General features: G+C 68.9%; 2 protein-coding genes. Both read right to left on the bottom strand.

What is annotated here, in order from left to right; all coding sequences use genetic code 11:
- Positions 1–416, bottom strand: a 416-nt coding sequence (locus tag WAW85_RS02280; protein ID WP_422558041.1) for an ABC transporter ATP-binding protein, incomplete at its 3' end; no start/stop codon positions are given.
- Positions 416–1,958: ABC transporter permease (locus WAW85_RS02275; RefSeq protein WP_422558040.1), on the bottom strand; the 1,543-nt coding region annotated here is incomplete at its 5' end. The genes WAW85_RS02275 and WAW85_RS02280, both read right to left, overlap by 1 nt.

Here is a 1,958-nt window from a genome sequence, read left to right as displayed (position 1 = left end):
CCACCGGACAGTCCGGTGACCCGGCGGTCACCGGCCCCAGGCAACTGGACCAGCTCAAGCATCTCGGCGACGCGCGCGTCGATCTGGGCCCGCGGCCATTTGCGCATCCGCAGCCCGTACGCGATATTCGCCGCCACGGTGCGACCGGAGAACAACTGCCCATCCTGAAAGACCACACCGAAGTCACGGCGGTGTACCGGCACCTGCGCCAAGTCCTGACCGTCCCACGCCACGGTGCCCGCCGCGAGCGGCTGCAGCCCGGCGATCGCCCGCAGCAAAGTCGACTTGCCGCACCCGGACGGCCCGAGCAGTGCCGCGACACCACTGCCCGACGCGCCCACCGACCAGTCGAGGCCGTCGATCACAGTTGTCGATCCGTAGCGAACCGTCACCTCGTGCAAGGTCAACTCGCCCATCAGCGGCCGCCCGCCGCAGCCGCCGAACTACGCGGTGCGGCCAACTCCACGACGAGGACCACGCATGCGCTCACAGCCACCAACAGTACGGAGGCCGCCATCGCCGCGGCGAGGTTATCGGCACCCGGACGACCCATGAGTGCACCGATCAGCACCGGCAACGTCGTCGTGTTCGAGCGGGCCAGGAACGTCGTCGCCCCGAACTCGCCCATTGCCATCACGAACGCGAAACCCGCTGCGGAGCACAGAGATCGGCTGATCATCGGCAGATCCACCGTCCAGAAGACCCGAACGGGCCCCGCCCCGAGCACCGCGGCCGCCTCACGTCTGCGCTGCGGGACCTCGGCGAGCGCCGGGACCACCATGCCGATGACCACTGGGATCGCGATGAGCGCCTGTACCGCCGGGATCAGCAACGGCGAGGATCCCACCTCGCGCGGCAGATACGTCGTCAGCACCACGTAGCCGAAACCCAGGGTTACTGCGCTCACTCCGAGCGGCAGAATCGCCAATGCCGCACCAGCTTTCGCGATCGGGTCCCGGCGCCGAGTCACCGCCAATGCAGCGACCATCCCGACAATGAGCGCGACCACCATCGCCGCCAGCGCGCTGGTCACCGAGTACCAGAGCGAATCGATGATCGACACCCCCGACTCGTCGGCGAACAGCAGCCGGTACCCCGACAACGACCACCCGCCACCTGGCCGCAGCGACCGGAGCACCAGCGACCCGATCGGCACCACGAGCCAGAGCGTCGTCCACACCAATACCGCGACCACCGGCAGCCAGCCCCGTCCGCGGGGACGTTGTCGCCGACCGCCACGGTCGCTGACCGGCGGCACCCGACGCCCGAGCACCCGGGCGAGCACCAGTGCGCCGACCACCAGCAGAATCTGCAGCAGCGAAAGCGAGACCGCTTCGGGGATCGCGAAGTAGCCGACGGCCTGCTGGTAGATCTCCGTCTCCAAGGTTCGAATACGCCCGTCACCGAGAATCACGATGACACCGAAACTGGTGGAGCAGAACAGAAAAACCAGAGCCGCCGCGGCTGCAGTCGCCGGCAGCAGCCGAGGCGCGGTGACGTCGAGGAAGGCGCGGAGCGGCGAGGCGCCCAGCGCGCGGGCGGCCACCACCGTCTGCGGATCGAGTTGCTGCCACACCGCCGAAACCACGCGAGTGACCACCGCCACGTTCAAGAAAACGTGTGCCAGCAGGATCGCGCCCAAACCGGAGTCAATCCCGAGACCGCTCGCCAGCCCGGTGCCGAGCGAGCGGAACGCCACCCCGACGACGACCGTCGGAAGCACGAAGGGCAGCGTCACCGCGACCCGCAGCAGCAGCGAACCGCGAAAGTCGACGGTAGAGAGCAGCCACACGATGGGCGCGGCGACCAGCACCGCAAGCACCGCCGAGAGTGCCGCCTGCCCGATGGTGACTCCGAGCAACCACAGCGCATCGGTGCGTCGCCACGCGTCCGCGACCCCAATCGCATCGGCATCGGCGAAGGCCCGGTGCGCCAGCGCCGCCAGCGGCGCAATGAAC

The sequence above is a fragment of the Gordonia sp. (in: high G+C Gram-positive bacteria) genome, from assembly GCF_049299075.1.
GTDB lineage: Bacteria > Actinomycetota > Actinomycetes > Mycobacteriales > Mycobacteriaceae > Gordonia.
Note: the sequence above shows the minus strand (reverse complement) of the source record. Positions and strands in the feature narration are given on the sequence as shown.